Origin of the sequence: Spirillospora sp. CA-128828 (genome assembly GCF_050945415.1) — a bacterium.
GTDB lineage: Bacteria > Actinomycetota > Actinomycetes > Streptosporangiales > Streptosporangiaceae > Spirillospora.
On sequence record NZ_CP191986.1, the window covers coordinates 7,001,926 to 7,022,245 of the forward strand.

The 20,320-nt window shown below is 69.5% G+C and carries 18 protein-coding genes and 2 tRNA genes; 9 read left to right on the top strand and 11 right to left on the bottom strand.

The features are described from left to right. Positions 1 to 6: 6 nt before the first annotated feature. Together ACQPXG_RS33695 and alaS are read left to right on the top strand one after the other, a co-directional pair. Positions 7 to 390: a winged helix-turn-helix transcriptional regulator gene (locus ACQPXG_RS33695; protein ID WP_433463173.1), complete on the top strand. Its 384-nt coding sequence runs from the start codon at positions 7 to 9 to the stop codon at positions 388 to 390. Positions 391 to 552: 162 nt separating this feature from the next. Next, entirely contained in the window at positions 553 to 3,183 is a 2,631-nt protein-coding gene (alaS, locus tag ACQPXG_RS33700; RefSeq protein WP_433463174.1) for an alanine--tRNA ligase, read from the top strand. 50 nt (positions 3,184 to 3,233) lie between these two features. Here alaS and ACQPXG_RS33705 read toward each other — a convergent pair whose 3' ends face one another. Both ACQPXG_RS33705 and ACQPXG_RS33710 read right to left on the bottom strand, forming a co-directional pair. Beyond that, the gene (locus ACQPXG_RS33705; RefSeq protein WP_433463175.1) at positions 3,234 to 3,944 is read right to left on the bottom strand and encodes a hypothetical protein; all 711 of its coding nucleotides are present in this window, start codon (positions 3,942 to 3,944) and stop codon (positions 3,234 to 3,236) included. A 448-nt stretch (positions 3,945 to 4,392) separates the two neighbouring features. Then, positions 4,393 to 4,466, bottom strand: a tRNA-Pro gene (locus ACQPXG_RS33710). A gap of 143 nt (positions 4,467 to 4,609) precedes the next feature. On the opposite strand from ACQPXG_RS33710, the gene ACQPXG_RS33715 reads away from it, so the two are divergent. Then, positions 4,610 to 4,680 (top strand) — tRNA-Gly (locus ACQPXG_RS33715). Positions 4,681 to 4,904: 224 nt separating this feature from the next. On the opposite strand, the gene ACQPXG_RS33720 is transcribed toward ACQPXG_RS33715, so the two are convergent. The 3 genes from ACQPXG_RS33720 to ACQPXG_RS33730 form a co-directional block, all read right to left on the bottom strand. Then, on the bottom strand, positions 4,905 to 5,141 hold the full coding sequence (locus tag ACQPXG_RS33720) for an excisionase family DNA-binding protein (RefSeq protein WP_433470095.1): 237 nt from the start codon (positions 5,139 to 5,141) through the stop codon (positions 4,905 to 4,907). Between the two features lie 819 nt (positions 5,142 to 5,960). Beyond that, positions 5,961 to 6,668 (bottom strand): HAD family hydrolase, encoded by a 708-nt coding sequence (locus ACQPXG_RS33725; protein ID WP_433463176.1) that lies wholly within the window; start codon positions 6,666 to 6,668, stop codon positions 5,961 to 5,963. 289 nt (positions 6,669 to 6,957) lie between these two features. Further along, positions 6,958 to 7,524, bottom strand: a complete 567-nt coding sequence (locus ACQPXG_RS33730) for a DUF3841 domain-containing protein (RefSeq protein ID WP_433463177.1) — start codon at positions 7,522 to 7,524, stop codon at positions 6,958 to 6,960. Position 7,525: 1 nt separating this feature from the next. Between ACQPXG_RS33730 and ACQPXG_RS33735 the strand changes: the two genes are divergently transcribed. After that, complete coding sequence (locus ACQPXG_RS33735; protein WP_433463178.1) at positions 7,526 to 8,944, top strand: alpha/beta hydrolase; 1,419 nt, start codon at positions 7,526 to 7,528, stop codon at positions 8,942 to 8,944. 613 nt (positions 8,945 to 9,557) lie between these two features. After that, on the top strand, positions 9,558 to 10,637 hold the full coding sequence (locus ACQPXG_RS33740; RefSeq protein ID WP_433463179.1) for a hypothetical protein: 1,080 nt from the start codon (positions 9,558 to 9,560) through the stop codon (positions 10,635 to 10,637). 26 nt (positions 10,638 to 10,663) lie between these two features. Here the strand turns inward: ACQPXG_RS33740 and ACQPXG_RS33745 are convergent, their stop codons facing one another. The 5 genes from ACQPXG_RS33745 to ACQPXG_RS33765 all read right to left on the bottom strand — a co-directional run bounded on the left by ACQPXG_RS33745 (position 10,664) and on the right by ACQPXG_RS33765 (position 14,223). Further along, the gene (locus ACQPXG_RS33745) at positions 10,664 to 11,077 is read right to left on the bottom strand and encodes an SgcJ/EcaC family oxidoreductase (RefSeq protein WP_433470096.1); all 414 of its coding nucleotides are present in this window, start codon (positions 11,075 to 11,077) and stop codon (positions 10,664 to 10,666) included. 76 nt (positions 11,078 to 11,153) lie between these two features. Beyond that, the gene (locus ACQPXG_RS33750) at positions 11,154 to 11,840 is read right to left on the bottom strand and encodes a hypothetical protein (protein WP_433463180.1); all 687 of its coding nucleotides are present in this window, start codon (positions 11,838 to 11,840) and stop codon (positions 11,154 to 11,156) included. Next, the gene (gene folP / locus ACQPXG_RS33755; RefSeq protein WP_433470097.1) at positions 11,837 to 12,649 is read right to left on the bottom strand and encodes a dihydropteroate synthase; all 813 of its coding nucleotides are present in this window, start codon (positions 12,647 to 12,649) and stop codon (positions 11,837 to 11,839) included. The genes ACQPXG_RS33750 and folP overlap by 4 nt, the downstream gene beginning before the upstream one ends. Positions 12,650 to 12,687: 38 nt before the next feature. After that, positions 12,688 to 13,644: a glucosyl-3-phosphoglycerate synthase gene (locus ACQPXG_RS33760; protein WP_433463181.1), complete on the bottom strand. Its 957-nt coding sequence runs from the start codon at positions 13,642 to 13,644 to the stop codon at positions 12,688 to 12,690. A gap of 174 nt (positions 13,645 to 13,818) precedes the next feature. Then, positions 13,819 to 14,223 (bottom strand): hypothetical protein, encoded by a 405-nt coding sequence (locus ACQPXG_RS33765; RefSeq protein ID WP_433463182.1) that lies wholly within the window; start codon positions 14,221 to 14,223, stop codon positions 13,819 to 13,821. Positions 14,224 to 14,651: 428 nt separating this feature from the next. Here ACQPXG_RS33765 and chvE point away from each other — a divergent pair, with 428 nt between their 5' ends. The 4 genes from chvE to ACQPXG_RS33785 are packed head-to-tail and all read left to right on the top strand — an operon-like array spanning position 14,652 to position 19,674. Beyond that, complete coding sequence (chvE, locus tag ACQPXG_RS33770; RefSeq protein WP_433463183.1) at positions 14,652 to 15,782, top strand: multiple monosaccharide ABC transporter substrate-binding protein; 1,131 nt, start codon at positions 14,652 to 14,654, stop codon at positions 15,780 to 15,782. A gap of 54 nt (positions 15,783 to 15,836) precedes the next feature. Next, on the top strand, positions 15,837 to 17,375 hold the full coding sequence (mmsA, locus tag ACQPXG_RS33775) for a multiple monosaccharide ABC transporter ATP-binding protein (protein ID WP_433463184.1): 1,539 nt from the start codon (positions 15,837 to 15,839) through the stop codon (positions 17,373 to 17,375). Continuing rightward, the gene (mmsB, locus tag ACQPXG_RS33780) at positions 17,372 to 18,613 is read left to right on the top strand and encodes a multiple monosaccharide ABC transporter permease (protein WP_433463185.1); all 1,242 of its coding nucleotides are present in this window, start codon (positions 17,372 to 17,374) and stop codon (positions 18,611 to 18,613) included. Before mmsA ends, mmsB begins: the two co-directional genes overlap by 4 nt. A gap of 50 nt (positions 18,614 to 18,663) precedes the next feature. Beyond that, positions 18,664 to 19,674, top strand: a complete 1,011-nt coding sequence (locus ACQPXG_RS33785; protein ID WP_433463186.1) for a LacI family DNA-binding transcriptional regulator — start codon at positions 18,664 to 18,666, stop codon at positions 19,672 to 19,674. A gap of 3 nt (positions 19,675 to 19,677) precedes the next feature. Here ACQPXG_RS33785 and ACQPXG_RS33790 read toward each other — a convergent pair whose 3' ends face one another. Next, entirely contained in the window at positions 19,678 to 20,313 is a 636-nt protein-coding gene (locus ACQPXG_RS33790; RefSeq protein WP_433463187.1) for a TetR/AcrR family transcriptional regulator, read from the bottom strand. Positions 20,314 to 20,320: the final 7 nt, after the last annotated feature.

Here is a 20,320-nt window from a genome sequence, read left to right on the forward strand (position 1 = left end):
ATAACCATGGAGCACACACCGGCCGGATGCCGTGCCCGCGAGATCCTCGACCGGGTCGGCGACAAGTGGTCGCTGCAGGTCATCTCGCTGCTCGGCGAGCGCGCCAAGCGGTTCAACGAGCTGAGGCGCGAGATCGACGGCATCAGCCAGCGGATGCTCAGCGTCACCCTGCGCGGGCTGGAGCGCGACGGCATCGTCAGCCGTACCGTCTACCCGGTCATGCCTCCGCGGGTGGAGTACGCGCTCACCTCGATGGGCGCGACCCTGATGGACGCGGCCAGCACCCTCGTCCGCTGGGCCGAGACCCATCTCGACGAGATCGACGCCTCCCGCGCCCTCTACGACGCCCGCTCAGCGGAGGCAGAGGCAGAGGCACTCAAGACGCCCTGAAACCATGTGCCGCCCCATAAGGCGAGGCGGTAACTTGTTGAGTGATGGTCATTCACGAGGTGGGACGGCGAGCTAGCCGCGCCGAGCTGGGGAACGAGCAGACGTGCCCGGCCCGGCTCGGCGGTGTGCGCCGTCATCCCATCGACCTCGTGAGGCCGTCCCATGCGTTCGACTGACATTCGTTCGACCTTCCTTGGGTTCTTCCAGGACCGCGACCACCGCGTCGTGCCGTCCAGCCCGCTCATTCCGTCCGATCCCACGCTTCTGCTGGCGAATGCGGGCATGAACCAGTTCAAGCCGTACCTCCTCGGCGAGACCACGCCGGAACATCCCCGTGCGGTGTCCGTGCAGAAGTGCGCGCGAACGTCCGACATCGAGAACGTGGGCCGTACTACGCGGCACGCCACGTTCTTCGAGATGCTCGGCAACTTCTCCTTCGGCGACTACTTCAAGGAGGAGGCGATCTCCTGGGCGTGGGAACTCTTCACACGCCACTACAACCTCGACCCAGAACGCCTCTGGGTCACCGTGTACCTGGACGACGACGAAGCCATGCGGCTATGGCGGCGCGTCGGAGTCCCCTCTGAGCGGATCCAGCGGCTCGGCATGGAGGACAACTACTGGTCGATGGGCATACCCGGCCCCTGTGGACCGTCCTCCGAACTGCACTACGACCGAGGGCCGTCCTTCGGACGTGAGGGCGGGCCCGCGGTGGACGGCGAGCGGTACCAGGAACTGTGGAATCTCGTCTTCATGCAGAACCTCCGTGGGGAGGGCTCCGGCAAGGACGGCTATCCGATTCTGGGCGAGCTGCCCGCTAGGAACATCGACACGGGACTCGGTCTCGACCGTCTCGCGGCGGTGTTGCAGGACGCGGACACGGTGTGCGAGACGGATCTGCTGGCGCCGACGTTCCGGCTCGTCCAGGAGATGGCGGGACGGGACTACCCAGGGCGGGACGGCAGCGACGACTCGACGTCCTTCCGCGTCGTGGCGGAGCACTCGCGGTCGATCGCGTTCCTCATCGCGGACGGCGTCATGCCCGCGCGCGACGGCCGCGGCTACGTGCTGCGGCGCCTCCTGCGGCGGGCCGTCCGGCACGCGCGCCGGCTCGGCATCGACGACCTGGTCCTGCCCTCGCTGACGTCCAGCGTCATCGCGAACCTGGGCGGCACGTGGCCTGAGCTGTCGCGCCAGTCCGAGCTGATCCGGCAGGTCGTCACGGCCGAGGAGGAGGCGTTCGAGCGGACGATGCGCCAGGGGTCCCAGCTGCTCGACGCGGCGATCGGCCGCGCGACGTCCACCATCTCGGGCCGCACGGCGTTCGAGCTGCACGACACCTACGGCTTCCCGATCGACCTGACCATCGACGCGGCGCGGTCGGCGGGGCTCACGGTCGACGAGGACGCCTTCGCGGAGCTCCTCGACGAGCAGCGCCGCCAGGGGCACCGGGCCGGCCAGGGCCGGAAGGGCGACGCGGTCGCGCGGCAGGACGCCTACCGGCGGATCACCGCGCGGCACGGCTTGACGGACTTCGTCGGCTACACCTCGGAAACAGCGGAAACACGCGTCCGCGCGCTGCTCGGCTCCACCGGCGAGCTTCACCATGCGGCCGAAGGCGAAGAGGTCGAGGTGATCCTGGCGCGCAGCCCGTTCTACGCGGAGTCGGGCGGCCAGGTAGGCGACACCGGGACGATCCGCACGTCCGAGGCGAACCTCCAGGTCCTCGACACCCACCTCGGCCTCGACGGGCTGCACGTGCACAGTGTCCGCATCGTGGACGGCGAGGTGCGTCCCGGGGACCTGGCGGAAGCGGTCGTGGACGCGGACCGGCGGGCGGCGACGGCGCGCTCGCACAGCGCCACCCACGTCCTGCACGCGATGCTGCGCCGCCTCCTGGGAGAACACGCGACCCAACGCGGGTCGCGCGTCGAGCCCGGACGCCTGCGTTTCGACTTCTCCCACCTCTCTCCGGTCGACACCGACCCCGTCCAGACCCTCGTCAACGACTACCTGCTCGACGACCCCGAGGTGCGCGTCTGGGAGGCGAGCCGGGCGGACGCGGAAACGGCGGGCGCGCTCGCGCTGTTCGGCGAGAAGTACGGCACCGACGTCCGCATCGTGGACATCGGGGACGCGTCCCGCGAACTCTGCGGCGGCACGCACGTCGGGCACGGCGCGCAGGCGGGGTCCGTCCACATCGTCGGCGAGTCGTCCATCGGCACCGGCCTGCGCCGGATAGAGGCCCTCACCGGCGCGGACGCCCTGCGCCACCACGACCACCAGCGCCACCTGCTGCACGAACTCGCGGCGCTGCTGAACGTGCGGCCCGACCAGGCACCGGACCGGCTGCGGCAACGTCTGGAAACTCTCGCGGAAACCCAGCGGCAGCTGGAAACACTGCGCCGAGCGGACCTGGACGCGCACGCGGACCGTCTCGCAGCGCTGGCGGAACCGCTCCCCGGCGGCTGGCTGGTCGCGCGATCTGTCCCCGGCCTGACCAGCGCGGACCTTCGCACCCTCGCGACCGGCATCCTCGCCCGCCGCGACCCGCGCGGCCTGGTCGTGCTCGGCACGGAGTCCGGCGGCAAGGCGCTCCTCGTCGCGGCGGCCGGCGCGGACACCGGCGTCCAGGCCCGCGACCTGCTCACCGGCGCGGCGCGCGAGGTCGGCGGCGGCGCGGGCGGCAAGGGCCTCATCGCGAACGCGGGCGGACGCCGTCCGGAACGCCTGCCCAAGGCGATCAGCACCGCGGCGACCGACGCCCGCACCCTCCTCGCGGCCACCGTCTAGATACGCCGAGCGGGCCCCGGAACACTCCGGGGCCCGCCCACGGCGTCGAGTCAGCGCAGCAGTGTGTTGCGCAACGTGATGCCGTGCAGTCTGCGCAGTCTGCGCATCTCGTAGTACGCAAGCGCGGACACGGTGACCGGCGCCCCCAGAAGCAGCACCACGGCCAAGAGGCCCGGCACTCCCTTGTAAGGATCCGTGACCAGGTTGACCACAGCCACCGCCCAGGACGCCGAGACGCTCACCAACGGCGGCACCAACTCGTGGATGTCCGCAGTCCGGAACACATTGGTCAGGGACAGCACGATGCCGTAGAGAGCGAAAGGGACCATCCACAGGAACAGGACAACCCCCGCGGGGACCAGCACGACCATCCCGGCCGCCTTGCGAGCACCCTCAAGCTCGGGCCCCGCCGCAAGGTAGAACGAGAACATCGCGCCGAAGATCGCCCCCACCGAGATCAGCGGGTAGCGGATCCGGCGGACGAACTCGGCCCGGTTCGGTGGCCGCGCGGCCAGGATGAAGCCGCCCACGGCCAGCGGCAGGACACAGGTGAGGACGAGGACGTTGTTCCAGGCATCGTCGAACCGCCCGCTCGCCAGGTCCTTGGGGGCGGCGGCCTTGTAGACCACCAGCACGGCGAGGGTCACCACGATCCCCGCCCAGGCACGGGCGACCTGCAGGTTCCGGACACGCGAGTCGACGATCAGGTCCGGCCGCGAGGGCCGGAACACCGCCTGCGCGGCCCGAAAGGGATTCAACACCCGCGAGACCCCACCCGAGCGCGCCGGCGGACGCGGCGGAGGCTGCCAGGGCGGCTGCGGAGGCGGCGGAGGTGCTTCGTGCTCCCACGGCCACGGCCCTTCGTACCCGTGGTGGGGCTGCCGGCCAGGCGGAAGGGGAGGCGGCCGATGCCCACCTTCTTCCCACGGCGGACGAGCGGAACCTGTCACAGGGAGCTCCTCGGGTGTCACCACCGACTTCCAGAATCCGCACCTGCCGCTGCGGACGGGCGCCGGCACCCCGTCGGCAAGGGCCCGGCCAGTATGTGACTACTATCCGACCCCAGAAGTTCACAACCGACTGGCCGAGCGTCGTCGGCGACCGGCACGAGTCGCAATGGCCACGGCCTGCGACCCGTCACCACACCTGCAACAGTCGGGACGCAAGAGACCCCATCCCACGCCTTCGGGACAGGGTCTCTGATCTGGGTCGGGCTGGCGGGATTTGAACCCACGACCCCCGGCACCCAAAGCCGGTGCGCTACCAAACTGCGCTACAGCCCGCACATCACCGCAGGACGCGACGACGCGAGAAGTCTAGTCCCGTTCAGGCCCTGCCCGCTCCGCCGACCGCCCGGCACGTCCACCCCGGGAACCCTGTACGCTACGGGATGGCGATCGAGGCCCACCCGGGCCCTCATCCGCTCGCGGGCGTAGCTCAATGGTAGAGCCCCAGTCTTCCAAACTGGCTACGCGGGTTCGATTCCCGTCGCCCGCTCCCACCACAAAGGCCCAGGCCGGAGCCGCATTTCCCCGCCTGGGCCTTGTCTTTTCTCAAGATCGCAAAGGCTTCCGTGCCCAATAGTTTCAGCGTGCCCTTGTCACTGGCCCGAGCGACCTTGAACGCCTCACTGAGAGCCGCCGCGATAACCTTGTGTCGATCCTGGCTTGCGTGCTGGTAAATCAGCGCGGCACGAGACGAGGCGTGGCCCATACGGGACATCAACTCATTGAGACTTGTGCCCGTGGTGGCCGCCAGGGTGTTCCCGACGTGGCGAAGGTCGTGGGAGGAGGTCGGTCTTTCTCTGGTCGATCCGCTCCCCCCGCATGATCTCCGACCTTGACGAAGCGGATACGCCGTTCCTCCACCGGCCGGCGAGGGAACCGCGGAGTCGTGTTGAGAACCTCGGCCGCCTGGTCGTAGGTCAGGATGCGGCCCTCTGGGTTGAGGGCCGTCATCTGCTTACGCCGGTTGGTCACGCTGCCTCCGGAGTAGCCGGAAGATCGGTCGAGGTTGCTTGGTCAAGGGGCGGCGGCGCTTGAGCCGCTGGCGCGGCCCCGCGCCAGGCCGCCCGGAGCGCGCGGCGTGGGCACTGGTCACAGGACGGCCGCGCCGGGGCCGCGCATCGCACCACATCCGCCATCCCCGCTCCGACCGCTCGCCATGGGGTTCGCGCCGCCGCCCGAGTCACCAGCGCTCATCCAAATGAGCCAGCATGGCGCGGAAACGGCGAGCATCACGCCGAGGCAAGACGTGGGCAGCCGCCTCCAAGTAGGCCCGCACCTCCCAGGGATCGGTGCAGCACTCCCAGAAGCCGCAGCCCTCATGGCTCGGGTCGTACAGGCGGTGGTGGGGATCGTTCAGGACAGATTCCCAGAGTCGTAGGGCTTGCGCTGTTGTCCCTGGACCTCTGCGGCGAAGCTCGAACCGGATCAGCAAGGTCATGCCGTAGGGCGACACCCCAGGGATGCACGCCACGAGTCCTCGGCCTGCGGGCGGGAGGGTTTAAGGCTCCGCTCGGCGGAGCTGGCCGGGCCGTCTACGCGGCATAGCCCTTTCGCGTCGACACCATGCCGCACATCGTGACACGGACCGATCTCTAAGGCCATCCGACGGACAAGGCCGTTACCGGCTGGACTGGAAGGGCGCGGGGCTCCCCGACCCGATGTGTTGATGCCGGAACCGGTCAAGGGCGCCTTGGACGATCCGTGAAAGAGCGAGAGGCGGGGGTCCGTGAGGGATCCCCCGCCTTTCTGACTACTTGTCTGTCAGCCGGTTCAGCCGGCGACGGGTGCGTCCAGCAGTGGCGGGAGTTCCGCCAGGCTGGCGATTTCCAGCGACGGTGCCGTCCCCGCAGGGCGGTCGAGACCGCCCCTGTTGAGCCACACCGGTCGCATCCCGGCCGCATGTGAAGCGGTCACGTCCTGCTCCGGGTGGTCGCCCACATGGACACAGGACTCGGGTGTCGTTCCGAGCCGCTTGGCAGCGTGCCGGTAGATGGCGGGGTCGGGCTTGCGCAGTCCGCAGTCGTCCGCGTACACCTGCACTTCCAGCAGCGCGTCCAGCCCGAGCCGGGAGGGATCGCTGTTGCCGTTGGTGATCAGCGCCAGGCGCCACCCGCACTGTGCCAGGTCCGTCAGGCACGCCAGCGTTTCCGGGTAGACCCGCACGCTGTCATGCCTGACCGCCATGAATTGGTCGAAGACCTCGGCGGCGAACCCGGCACGGGCCCCGGTGTGCTCGGTCGCTTTCTGCAGCGATTCCATCCTGATCTCCGCGATCCTGGCGTCCCGCCATTCCGGCCGGGCCGCCACCTCCGCGCGCAGCTTCGACAGCCATTCGGCGGTCACCGGCGTGCCGTCGTGCTGCGCGAGACCCTCGGTGTGGAAGCACCGCACGGCCGCCTCCAAGCCCGCGCGCAGCGCGGTCCCGAAGTCCCACAGGGTGTCGTCACCATCGAAGGACACCGCTCGGGTGTGGGGCATGTACCTCTCCTCTGCTTTGTTCGTGGTCGTACTTCAATGACCACCTCGTCACAATGTGAATCGTCCGCGAACAGACTGTGATGGCAAGCGATGCCCGGGGAGGACTGTCCTCAGACCGACCCGCCGCCGACCGTGGGCGCCCCGCCGGTCGCCGCAATGGTCGAGGGCGATTACGCCGCCTTCTGGACGGTGTGACCGTCAGACCCCTCGGGGGTAGGTCGGGATCCCTCCGAGTGGGCGGAGTCCTTCGGCGCGAGCGGACGCTGGGATGGCGTAGCGGTCCAGGCGCTTAGGTGGACGTGACCGAGAGGGCTGAGCCGGGCGAAATCTTTGTCCTTGACGGGCACGCCCTGGAATCGTTGGATCCGCGGCGGCTGCGGCTAGTCTTCTTCCTGCTCCGGTGCGAACGGCTCCAGAGGGCGGTCACCGAGCAGTCGTTCCAGCGTCCGTATGAACTGAGCAAGACCATCTCGTCCGGCACATCCAGGTCCAGGACGACGTAGCGGGCGTACTCCTCGTCGGTCTCCGGGCAGAGGAGGGACTCGGCCGTCACGGCTACCGCGTTGTCGCGGGTGTCCGGACCGAGCCACGCCCACACTGGCGGGAGGCCCCGGCAGTCGAGGCCGCGGCGGGCCATCTCCGCCACCATCGCGTCGTACACCGGCCGGTACGACGCGACCGGCAGGCGGGCCCAGTCGCCGACCGACTCCCCGCTGGTCTCCAGCGAATCAAGAACCGCGCTGTGCTGCACCGTCCACAATCGCACCGGGCGATTGCGGCGAACACGGTCGGACGGCCGAGGCGGATCGGCCTTTCGGCCGAGGCTGCCGAGCCCGCACGCGAGCAGCATGGTCACCGTGAACAGCGCACTTCTGGCGCTCTTCCTGGCGCTGCCCCCCGCGACCGTCCCTGCCCATGCGCCGCCGATCTCCTGGCGGCCCTGCGGCGAGAGACAAGCCGAGTGCGGCAACGTCGAGGTCCCGCTCGATTGGGCCGCTCCGACCGGCCGCAAGATCAAGCTGTCCGTCGTGCGCCGCAAGGCCACCGGGAAGCCCCTGGGCACGCTGTTCTTCAATCCCGGCGGTCCCGGCGGCCAGGCGGCGATGCTGCTGCGCGACTACCCGGCGTACGCCGTCAGCGACGCGTTGCTGCGCCGGTTCGACGTGGTGGGCATCGACCCGCGCGGGGTGGGTGAAAGCTCGGCCGTAACCTGCGGGCGCCCGGTCCACGACCCGGCCGTGACGCAGTTCCCCCGGACCCCTGCCGGCTACCGCGAACTGATGGCGCACAACCGGGCCGTCGGCCTGAGCTGCCTGTCGGGCACCGGCCCCCTGGTGCGCGAGATCGACACCACGAGCGTGGCCCGCGACTTCGACGCGGTCAGGGCCGCGCTGGGCGAGTCGAAGATCAGCTTCTTGGGCAAGTCCTACGGCAGCATGCTGGGCACCGAGTACGCGCGGCTGTTCCCGGGCAGGGTGCGCGCGGTGGCGCTGGACGGCGCGGTGGACCACAGTCTGGGTTCCGAGCGGCTGGTCGCCGACGCCGTCGTGGCCGTCGAGGATTCCTTCGGGCGCTTCGCGCAGTGGTGTGCCCAGACGCCGGCGTGCGCACTGCACGGTCGCGACGTCGCCCAGGTGTGGGACAGGCTCCTTGCCAGGGCCGAACGCGAGCCGATCCCGGTCAAGGACGACCGTCCGCTGACCGGCGAGGAACTGCGCTATGTCGCCTACGTTTTCCTCAACCAGCTCCCTGAATACGGCAACGGCCTGGCCAACGGCATCGTCCAGGCCGAGCACGGCGACGCCCAGATCCTTTCGTCCGTGCGCGCCTCGGCCCTCGACGACCCGGCGAGTACGTCGGCCTACCGGTCGATCCTGCGCCTGGACATCGCCCACGGCATCACGGGCTACCGTGATCTCCGCGCCCGGCTCGACCGTGTCAGGCGGCTCGCGCCGCACATGAAGGGCACGTCGGAGTTCTGGGACATGACGACGGGATGTCTCGGCTGGCCGATCCCGCCGACGAACCCGCAACGGCCGCTGAACGTCCGCGGCGTCCCGCCCGTGCTCGTGGTCGGCAACACCCACGACCCCGCGACCCCGCTGTCATGGGCGCGCAGCCTGTCGTCCCACATCCAAGGGTCCGGGCTCCTGGTGAACGACGAGAACGGCGGGAACGGGCACAGCTCCTACCTCAGGACGTCCTGCGCCACGTCCCGCATCGACGACTATCTGATCTCGACCCGGCTTCCCCTTGCCGGAACCGTCTGCCGATAGGCCCGCCGTCCGTCGTCGCCTCGCCCCTGCTCACCAGGCGGGCGGTCGCCGTCGAAATCTTGCCAGCCCTCTCGGCCGCGTCCGTCTAGGGTCGCGGGCATGTCGCAACACAGGAGGGCCATCGTCCGGAACGCCTGGAAGGCCTTCGCCACTCACGATGCGGATCAGATCTCCGCGGTCTTCACCGACGACGCCGAGTGGCTGGCGTGATTACTGCTTCCTAGCCATTGGGCTGACCTCGCTGGCGTGGCAGCCCCGGTAGGGCTGCTGAAATTGAACGCGCAGTTGCAGTTGCGCGTCGGTGGGGTTCTTGCTCGCCGTCTCGCGGTAGATCCCCGCCAGGAGAGACAGGAGAACTTCCGTGTCCTCGGCGAGATGTCGGGCTCGTGGGTCGCCCCGGAGCCGGTGGACGGGCTGCCAGAGGACAGCATCGACCGCGACCGCATCCCCGGATGGTGGGCACCGGGGGCCATCCTCATCGCTGGCTGTTGCTGGAGGTCGGCGCGACGTGAAGCCACCATTTCGCCGAAGCGGAGTCGCTCCCTCGCCGGGCCCTCTGCGCCCGTCCGGCCGGCTCTCGGAACCGGGGGCGTGCGGCGTACGTCTGTCGATCATGAACGAGAACGACATCGGCGGGGAGCCGCCCGAGGACACCAGCGACAAGGAGCTGACACGCGAACTCGGCAACCTCATCGAGGGCTACCCCTATGGCTCGCCTTCGGGCACCATCGCCCTCTGCTCGTCGCAGCTGGCGGGCGATCCGGGTGGGCCGGGACGCGGCGGCTGGATCATGGTGCTCCACGCGCTCACCTGGTACGCCACCTCCGGCCAGATCGGTTCGCGGCATGTGCTGGAGGAGATGATCGAGGCGCTGGAGGCGGCCCGCGGCGAGCCGGAGGGGTGGGAGGGCTGCGGACACGAGGGGCACCCGCCCGTCGAGAAGAACATCACGACCCTTGCCGAGCTCGGGGTACAGCTGTCCACTCCCGGAGGGCAGGCGTACTACGCGCACGACAGCGCCGATGAGTACGGTGAATGGGCGGACCACGGATCGCTGGACGAGCTGCTGTGTCCCGCTCACCTGACATCGGTCGCCGACGCGGCCCTTGCCGAGCTCCGCCGCGGGCTGGCGCGTCTGTTCGATGCGCCAGACCTTTCCCACCTGGACGAGACCTATTTGCGCCCTGACGGCCGCGTCGACCTGCACAGGCTGCTCGACACGATTCGGAGGCGCTACAGGAGCGACAAGGACGCCGACGAGGCAGGATTGTGGGCCGCGCAACGTTGGGAATCCGGTGTCGGCGCGCCCGAGGACCGGCTGCTGCTGTTCGTCGCGCTTTGCGGCGCCGTTCTCACCAACTATCCGGGCATGTCCAGAGCCGGATACGACGAGGTACGCCGGGTCGCCGGGAAGGTCGACCGCGCGCCGCTCGGCGCTCCGTGCCGGCACGCGGACGGGCTCCATCCGTGGTTCGCGGCATCGAAGAAGGCCGCCCTCGGAAATGTGATGGCGCGGTCCGATCCCTTCGATGCTCTCAAGGCCGTCTACGAACCCGGCGAACATCAGGAGCCCGGGGGACCCTTCACCCGCGAGGAATGGGAGTGCCCCAGGCACTTCGCCGAGCTGGCCAGGGTGATGGACGAACGGCTTGACGAGTGGAGCGAGATGCGCCAGTACGACTACGAGGACTGAGCCTGCTGCTCAACGTCCGGCCACGGTCACTCGTCGTCGAGCACACTGGTGTTCTGGCAGGCGGTCAGGCGCCACTGCCCTTCCTCCTTCGACATGACGAACATCGGCGTGCCCACCTCCTGTCCGTCCGGTGTCTCATACACCTGGCGTACCTTGACGGCCGCGACGTCGGGACGGATGAACAGCACGTGTTCCACCTCGAACGTGACCGTCGAGCCCCGCATGCCGCCTGGCAGCACCTGATGTGTGAAAGCGGAGATCGCCTCACGGCCGAAGAGTCGCTTGCCGCCGCCCGTCGTCCAGATGGCGTCGTCTCGGAACAGGCCGGCGAACTCGTCGGGCAGCTCGTTGTTCTGGGAGTGCTCAACCGCGGCGACCACTTGCCTCAACGCTTCGATCTCGGACTCACGTGTCGCCGCGGCGATGTTCGTTGGGCTCATGAGGATCACGGTGCTCCCTCAAGCAAACTTGAGGTCAAGCCCCGGCCGCTGCCTGGGGTTGATCCCCGTCGCCCGCTCACACCATCGGGTGCCAGGTCACTACGTGGTAGGCGACGCCGAAGGGGGCTGCCTCGTATAGGCGGTGTGTAGACCATGAGCTGCTCTCGCAGGCTCCGGCCAGCACTTGCCAGGCGGGGCGGCCGGTCAGTAGCAGGTCCGCGCATAGTTGCGGGTCCAGGGCTCGCAGCGCTGTGGTGTCGGCGTTGTCGAGGGCGCGTGCGACCTGGTCGTCGAGCGCCGGTGCTCGGGGGTCCAGGTGCCCTGGGGCCTTTTCGCCTCGTCGGGCGCTGCCGTCGGCGGCGACCAGCAGCGCGGTCCGGCCGGGGCCGCGGGCCAGGCCGGCGCCCAGTGCATGACAGCGGGCGGGTGGGGCGGAGTCTTCTACACCCTGAAGGACGTACGAGACCTGATGCCCTTCGAGTGCCGCCCGGCCGATTGCGAGTGGCAACGGCAGCGGGGTCTGTTCTGGACGGCGGTCGACGGCGGGGGCCAGACGTCCCGCCGGTGCTGGGGCGTCACGCGGATAGTGTCCGGTCGTTTGTGCCGCGCCAACCACGATCACCTCGTCGGGTGCCTGCTCGATCATCAGTGTCACGGCCTGCTGGATGCGGGCCCGCAGCTCTTCGACCTCGGCGACCGGGCCGCCGGTCAGCCCGGGCAGCAGGAGCGGAGGCTGGGGGATGCAGGCGGCGGCGACGATCATGCGAGTCCGCGGACGGTCCGCGCGGGTGGCTTCAGGCCGCGGGTCACCGCGACCATGTCGAGTACCTGCCGGGTCGCGGCGACATTGTGCGCGCGGAAGACCCGGGCCCCTTGCCACGCGCACACCGCGCTCACCGCGAGCGTGCCGAACATGCGCTGATCGACCGGCAGGCCCAGGGACTCGCCGACGAAGTCCTTGTTGGACAGGGACACCAGGACCGGCCATCCGGTGGCGACGAGCTCGTCCACGCGGCGGGTGACCTCCAGCGAGTGCCAGGTGTTCTTCCCGAAGTCATGGCCGGGGTCGATGACGATGCCGGCCGGATCGACGCCGGCGGCCACCGCTCGTTCGGCCAGCCCCGTCGTCCGGTCGATCACATCGGCGACGACGTCGTCGTACTCCAGCCGGTGCGGACGTGTCCGCGGGGGCAGGCCCCCGGCATGGGTGCAGACGAGGCCCGCGCCGAATTCGGCGGCGACCTCGGCCAGCAGGGCGTCCACCCCGCCCCAGGCGTCGTTGAGCAGATCGGCGCCGACCAGGCAGGCCTCGCGTGCGACCTCGTGCCGCCACGTGTCGACGCTGATGATCAGATCGGGGTACCGCTTCCGGATCGCGGCGATGAGCGGGACCGTCCGGTCGATCTCGTCGGCGACGTCCACCTCGGCGCCGGGGGCGGCCTTGACCCCTCCGACGTCGATGATGTCGGCGCCCTCGGCGACGACCTCGTCGACGCGCGCGAGCGCCCGGTCGAAGGCGAACGTGGCCCCTCGGTCGTAGAAGGAATCGGGTGTGCGGTTGACGATGGCCATGACGAGCAGGTCCCCACCGGCGAGCCGCTCACCGAACCTCACCGCGTCGCCTCAAGCCGCCTGCCGGCGTACGAGGGCTCGGAGACCGCCGGCGGACGTTCGGCCGTCGGCACCGGCCGGACCGTCCAGCCCGTGACCGGGTCGTACTGCCGCAGCGAAGGGGAAAGGGCGCCGCCCGGGATCAGCGCGCCGCGGCGGTGGACGACCCCAAGCAGCTCGGCCGCCATCACGCCGAGGTCGCGGACCGGCTGGTTGCGGTGCCCGCGCCGGCCCAGGTCCACCTGTGCGAGTGCGTTCAGGCCGTGCCGCTCGAAGGTGTCGATCAGGGTGGCCAGTTCGACGCCGTACCCGACCGGGATCGGCAGTGCTTCCAGCAGGGACCGCCGTACGCCCCACTCACCGGCCAGCGGCTGGACCACCCCGGCCAGGTCGGGCCACAGCAGGTTGAGCAACGGCCGGGCCACGAGTTCGGTCACCCTGCCACCGTCCTCGTCATCCGCGGATCCGGGCGGTGACAGCCGGTGGTAGTGCCCCTTCACCAGCAGCGCTTCCGGCTGGGAAAGGAGCGGTCCAAGCAGGCCGACCACGAACTGCGGCGACCAGACGGTCAGGTCGGCGTCGAGGAACACCAGGAGATCGCCGCTCGTCACGAACAGCGACTTCCACAGCGCCTCCCCCTTACCGGGAAAGGAGCCCGCCTCCGGCACGACGTCCACTGTGCGGTGGACGGTCGCTCCGGCAGCGGCGGCGGTGCGGGCGGTGTCGTCGTCGCTGTCGGAGTCCATGACGACGACTTCGTCGACCAGACCGGCTCCCTCGACCAGTTCCCCGAGGATGCGTCGGACGACCTGGCCGACCGTCGCCGCCTCGTTGCGCGCCGGAATCACCACGGTGACCGTCAGGCCCGAAGCCCTCTTGGCCGCCAGGACACGGTCGATCGGCCAGGCTTCGCTGCTCGATGTCGACTGGCGGAACCATGAGGTCGGGATGTCCACGCAGCGCCTCCCTGGCATGTGGTAGGCCAAGGTTACAGTCGCGTTCCGGGCATCGACACGGAGCCCTTTGAGTCGTCTGACGGACGTATGGCTGGTCAAGGGCGGTCCGCCACGCGGCTGCCGCCGGTCCTGCCGGGGGCCGGCGGGCGGACGCCATTCCGCCGAAAAGACCCGTCATTCCCGGCGGACGAAGCCGTGCCGGGCGAGGAGGTCGGTGAACTGCCGGCCGGCCGCGGTGAGCTGCTTGCCCATGCCCCGGCATGCCTCGCAGCGGTCCTTCTCCGGCTCGGACGGGCGGGCCTTCATGTGATCGTCGATGGCGCGTTCCACGGCGGTCACGATGGCGGGCTCCGCCGTGGCGCGCTCCGGGACGGCGACGGGAGCGGAGCCCGGCGTGGGACGCAGTTCGTGGGCGCGGCGCGCGGCCTGGGCGACGGCGATCAGCTCGCCGGCGCGCCGGTGCCATTCGAGCCAGCGCTCGTTCGGTGTGGTGCCCGTCCCCCCGCACAGCGAGCAATCGTCCTCCAGCGCCTGCAGAAGCCGCGCCCACTGCCCGGCGCCGCCGGGCCGGTCAGCCACCGTTGCCACCCTGAGCGGGTTTCACGAATCCCTGTCCATTCCCAGTCCCAACGTCTCGGATCCCACAGGGCCCCCGCTTCCTCGTACGCGCGCTGGTCCCACCGGGTTCGGACCGTCCGCGAATGCACCGGAACCGGTCGGCGCCCGCCGGGCAGTCCGGTGGCGGATGTTTGCGTTAACTAACAACTCGATCAATGACCGTCGCGACAGAGCGCCGGAACGTTGCTGTTCTCCCTGGTCAGAAGGTTTCCGGCAGATGAAGGCGCACAGAGTGTTGACGTGCGGAGTGATAACGCTAACAATCGTGGGGCGAGTTCGTCCCGGCGGGTGGTCACGGTTGTGACGCGGCGCACAGCGAGCTCTTGACATGGAAGTGTGACCGGTAACAGTGTGTCCCGGAACACCAGCACCCACCCCTAAGGTGAGACGTGAAGCGAAGGAAGCTCGTCAGCCTGGCGCTGGGCCTCGGCCTCGCGTTCGGCATGACCGCATGCGGATCGGCGGAGAAGACCGTCGACAAGAACAAGGCCGAGAACAAGTCGGCGGCGGGCGCCCTCGTCGGCGTCACGATGCCGACCCGCTCGTCGGAGCGCTGGATCCACGACGGCGACAACGTCAAGAAGCAGCTGGAGCAGCTCGGCTACAAGGTCGACCTCCAGTACGCCGAGAACGACATCCCGACCCAGGCGAACCAGATCGACAACCAGATCACCAAGGGCGCCCGGCTGCTGATCGTCGCGTCGATCGACGGGACGGCCCTCACGACGCAACTGCAGACGGCGGCCGACAAGGGCATCCGGGTCATCTCCTACGACCGGCTGATCCGCAACTCCCCGAACGTCGACTACTACGCGACGTTCGACAACTACAAGGTCGGCGTCCAGCAGGCGACGTCGCTGCTGGTCGGGCTCGGGCTGAAGAAGGAGGACGGCTCGGAGGGCACGGCGAAGGGCCCGTTCAACATCGAGCTGTTCGCCGGCTCGCCGGACGACAACAACGCGACGTTCTTCTACAACGGCGCGATGGACACCCTGAAGCCGTACCTCGACAAGAAGGCCCTCGTCATCAAGAGCGGCCAGAAGGACTTCAAGACCATCGCGACGCTGCGCTGGGAACCGGAGCGGGCGCAGAAGCGCATGGAAGACCTCATCACCCGCTCCTACGGCGGCGGGACGAAGGTGCAGGGCGTCCTGTCCCCGTACGACGGGCTGTCGATCGGCATCCTGTCGGCACTGAAGTCCAGCGGCTACGGGACCCCGGGCCAGCCCTACCCGATCGTGACCGGGCAGGACGCGGAGGTCGCCTCGGTCAAGTCGATCATCGCGGGTGAGCAGTACTCGACCATCTACAAGGACACGCGGCAGCTCGCCACGGTCACGGTGAAGATGGCGGACACGGTCCTGAAGGGCGGCAAGCCCGAGGTCAACAACACCAAGGACTACAACAACGGCGTGAAGGTCGTGCCGTCCTACCTGCTGAACCCGGTGATCGTCAACAAGGGCAACTACAAGCAGCAGCTCATCGACACCGGTTACTACACCGAGAGCCAGCTGAAGTAGCGCCACGCGGGCGGGCGCTCGTGCCGGCGCCCGCCCGCCTCCCTGAGGAGGACCATGACCGACGCGATACTGCGGATGCGCGGCATCACCAAGACCTTCCCCGCGGTCAAGGCCCTCCAGGACGTGAACCTGGAGGTGCGGCGGGGTGAGATCCACGCGATCTGCGGCGAGAACGGCGCCGGCAAGTCGACGCTGATGAAGGTGCTGTCCGGCGTGTACCCGCACGGCGACTACAGCGGCGACATCGAGTTCGACGGCGAGCCGTGCCGGTTCTCCGGCATCCGCGACAGCGAGCAGCGCGGGATCGTCATCATCCACCAGGAGCTGGCGCTCAGCCCGCACCTGTCGATCGCCGAGAACATCTACCTCGGCAACGAGCGCCGGGGACGGTTCGGGCTCATCGACTGGAACCGGACGAACGCCGACGCGGCGGACCTGCTGAAGCGGGTCGGGCTGCACGAGAACCCGGTGACGCCGGCGATGGACCTCGGCGTCGGCAAGCAGCAGCTCGTGGAGATCGCCAAGGCGCTGTCCAAGCGGGTGAAGCTGCTGATCCTGGACGAGCCCACCGCCGCGCTCAACGACGCCGACTCCGAGCACCTGCTCGACCTGCTGCGCGGCCTGCGCGACGAGGGCATCACCTGCGTGATCATCTCGCACAAGCTGAACGAGATCCGCGCGATCGCCGACTCGACCACGATCCTGCGGGACGGCCGGACGATCGAGACGCTCGACATGAGCGGCGACGTGTCCGAGGACCGCATCATCTCCGGCATGGTCGGCCGCGACCTGGAGCACCGGTTCCCCGACCACGTCCCCGAGATCGGCGACGAGGTGCTGCGGATCGAGGACTGGACCGTCCACTCCCCCACCCAGCGCGGCCGGACCGTCGTGCACGGCGCCGCCCTGACGCTGCGCCGCGGCGAGATCGTCGGGCTCGCGGGCCTGATGGGCGCCGGGCGGACCGAACTCGCGATGAGCGTGTTCGGCCGCAGCTACGGCATCGGGATCACCGGCCGGATCTACAAGGACGGCAAGGAGATCACGATCCGGACCGTCACCGACGCGATCCGGCACGGGCTCGCCTACGCGACCGAGGACCGCAAGAAGTACGGCCTGAACCTCATCGAGGACATCAAGCGCAACGTCTCCGCCGCCGGGCTGCGCGGCCTCGCCAAGGCGGGCTGGGTGGACGACAACCGCGAGTACGAGGTCGCCGAGGGGTTCCGCAAGGAGATGAACATCAAGGCGCCGAGCGTCATGTCGGTGACCGGTCAGCTGAGCGGCGGCAACCAGCAGAAGGTCGTGCTGTCGAAGTGGATGTTCACCGACGCCGACGTCCTGATCCTGGACGAGCCGACGCGCGGCATCGACGTCGGCGCCAAGTACGAGATCTATTCGATCATCAACCGGATGGCCGACCAGGGCCGGGCGGTGCTGGTGATCTCCTCCGAGCTGCCCGAGCTGATCGGGATCTGCGACCGCGTGTACGCGATGGCGGGCGGGCGGATCACCGGTGAGGTGAGCCGGGCGGAGGCGACGCCGGAACGGCTCATGCAGTACATGACACAGACCGAGGAGACCAGAACATGAGCAGCGTGGCGCCGGCCGACCAGGCCGTGACCCCGCCTCCGGCGGAGCGGCCGGCCCCGGGCCGGGCCCTGCCGGTCAACCTGCGGCAGAGCGGGATCTACATCGCGTTCGCCCTGATCGTGGCGCTGTTCGCGGTGCTCACGGAGGGGCGGCTGCTGTCGCCGGAGAACATCTCCAACATCATCGTCCAGAACTCCTACATCCTGATCCTGTCGATCGGGATGATCCTGATCATCATCGGCGGGCACATCGACCTGTCGGTGGGATCGGTGGTGGCGGTCACGGGCGCCATCTCGGCCGTGCTGATGGTGAACCACAACGTGCCATGGCCGCTGGCGGTGCTGCTGACGATCCTCGCCGGCGCCGCGATCGGCGCCTGGCAGGGGTACTGGATCGCCTACTTCGAGATACCGGCGTTCATCGTCACGCTTGCCGGGATGCTGGTGTTCCGGGCGCTGACCCTGACCGTCCTCGGCAACCAGGGCATCGGACCGTTCCCGGAGCAGGTGCGGACGATCGCGAACGGGTTCCTGTCCGGCTACTTCGGCAACATCGCGCTCGGGCCGCTCGGCGGCGCCGACCTGTTCACGCTGCTGGTCGCGATCGCGCTGGTCGGCGGGTACGTCGCGATGGGGTGGCGGAACCGGCAGGGACGCATCGGCTACGGGCAGAAGGTCGAGCCGCTCGTCGTGTTCGCGCTGAAGAACGCCCTCGCCGTCATGGTCGTCATGTTCATCGCCGTGCAGCTCGCGCGGTTCAAGAACATGCCGTGGGTGCTCGTCCTGCTGGGCGTGCTCATCCTCGGCTACACGCTGGTGACCAACCGGGCCGTGTTCGGACGGCACGTCTACGCGCTCGGCGGCAACCCGCTCGCGGCCAAGCTGTCCGGTATCAAGGTCAAGTCCGTCTCGTTCTGGCTGTTCGTCAACATGGGCGTGCTCGCGTCCATCGCGGGCATCGTGTTCGCCGGACGCCTCAACCAGGCCGGCCCGACCGCCGGGACGAACTTCGAGCTGGACTCGATCGCGGCGGCGTTCATCGGCGGCGCGGCCGTGCAGGGCGGGGTCGGCAAGGTGATCGGCGCGATCACCGGCGGCCTGATCATGGGCGTGATCAACAACGGCATGTCGCTGCTCGGCGCGCCGAGCGAGCGGGTCATGCTGATCAAGGGCCTGGTGCTGCTCGCGGCGGTCGCGTTCGACATCTGGGCGAAGCGGCGCAGCGGGACGGCGCGCTGACCGGCAATCCCCCGCCCCGGGGACCGGGGCGGGGTATGTTCCGGGGTGACATGACCACCACACCACCCGCCCGGCCCGGGCTGCGTGATGTCGCCCGGCTCGCAGGGGTCTCCCACCAGACCGTGTCGCGGGTGTTCAAGAACCATCCGATGGTCAGCCCGAAGACCCGGGACCGGGTGCTGGCCGCCGCGGCTCAGCTGGACTTCCGGCCGAACGCGGCGGCCCGGGCCCTCGCCACCGGGCGGTCCCGGACGCTCGGCGTCCTCAGCTTCGACACGGCGCTGTTCGGCCCGGCGTCCATCATCGCGGCGATCGAGCGGAACGCCAGCGCCGCCGAATTCTTCACCAGCGTCGCCAGCCTGGAGTCACCGGGCCACGGCGCGGTCGCTGGAGCGGTGGAGCGGTTCCGCGACCAGGGCGTGGACGGGATCATCATGATTCCCGGGCACGTCCCGGTGGAGGCGGCGCTGCGCCATCTGCCGGACGATCTGCCGACCGTCCTGCTGGGGCCGGAGGCGGCGGTGCCGACCGTGTCGGCCGACCACTACCTGGCCCCGCGCGAGGCGACCCGTTACCTGCTGGAGCTCGGGCACCGGACCGTCCACCACCTGCCGGGGCCGGCCGACTGGGCGGAGGCGAACGAGCGGACCCGCGGCTGGCGGGACGCCCTCGCCGAGGCCGGCGCGGACGTCCCGGGCTGCGCGCCCGGCGACTGGAGCGCCCGGTCCGGCTACGAGCGGGGCCGCGTCCTCGCCGCGGACCGGGACGTGACGGCCGTGTTCGCGGCGAACGACCAGATCGCGCTCGGGCTGCTGTGGGCGATCCACGAGAGCGGCCGCCGGGTGCCGGACGACGTCAGCGTCATCGGCTTCGACGACATCCCGGAGGCGGCGTTCCTCACCCCGCCGCTCACCACCGTCCGGCAGGACTTCACCGCCCTCGGCCGGCACTGCGTCGAGCTGCTGATCGCGCAGTTCATCGAGGGCGGGGCCGCCCCGGACGTGCCGAAGCTCGTGCCGAGCCAGCTGATCGTCCGGCGCAGTACGGCCCCGGCCCGTTGACGATCATCGGGGGGGCGCCGTCAGCACCTGCACCAGGGTGCGGTGCAGCCAGGCGCGGTATTGCCCGGGTGCCCATCCCGTAGTGCGCCGCAGTAGCAGGTAGGTTTCCGCCTGCCCCGCCAGCGCCACCGTCTCTTCCTGCCACGCCGGGTCCGCCGTCTCGGTGAGCAGGCCATCGGTGCGGGCGCTCCGGACGAATCGGTGCAGCAGCTCGCGGGTGTCGGCGCGGCCGGCCTGGAAGGCTTCCGCCAGCTCGGGTTCTGTGGCCTGAGCCTGGAGCACCACGTCGAACAGATCGGCGGCGCGTTCCATCAGGCCGGTGGTTCCTTCGACCAGCGCCTCGATCCGGTCGGCGAGGGTCCGGCCCGTGAGGGCCGCCTGGTACCAGTCCCTTTCGGCGACCGCTCGTTCTGCGGTGTCCCCCGCCACGGCCACATCGACCACGTGTCGCAGCAGTGCCGCCTTGGTGCCGAACCGGACGTAGACGGTCCGGTGTCCGACCTTGGCGTGGTCCGCGACCGCGGTCAACGTCGTCGCATGGTAGCCGTCGCGGACGAACAGCTCCCGCGCGGCGCGGAGGATGCGCCGTTCGGTCTCGGCCACCCTGGCGGCGCGAAGTCCCTTGACAGGCTCGTTCATTTGATGC